The 250-nt window shown below is 70.8% G+C and carries 1 protein-coding gene; it reads right to left on the minus strand.

Translation table 11 applies throughout. From position 1 onward, the window contains the following. Positions 1-250 (minus strand): transposase (locus FMEAI12_RS30565; RefSeq protein WP_146776802.1); only part of this gene is annotated, 250 nt, incomplete at both ends.

The following is a 250-nucleotide window of genomic DNA, read 5'->3' on the forward strand; positions in this document are numbered from 1 at the left end:
CACATGGAAATGATCGACCACCACGGTGGCCTGCGGCAGTCCGGTGCGGATCGCCGCCCGACACAACGGGGACATGTCGATGGCCACGAAACGAACCCCCTGGCGCCAGGTGAGCGGGGTGTCGGCCGGCCAGGCCAGCACATCGCCGGCGGCCCGTCCCTCGATCTGCCCCAGCAGACCGCCGCAGCCTGCGGCGTCGACGAATCCGGTGTGCCAGCGATCGGCCGCCGCAGACCACTTCCCCGTCTGC

The sequence above is a fragment of the Parafrankia sp. Ea1.12 genome (assembly GCF_900465275.1).
Classification (GTDB): Bacteria; Actinomycetota; Actinomycetes; order Frankiales; family Frankiaceae; genus Parafrankia; species Parafrankia soli.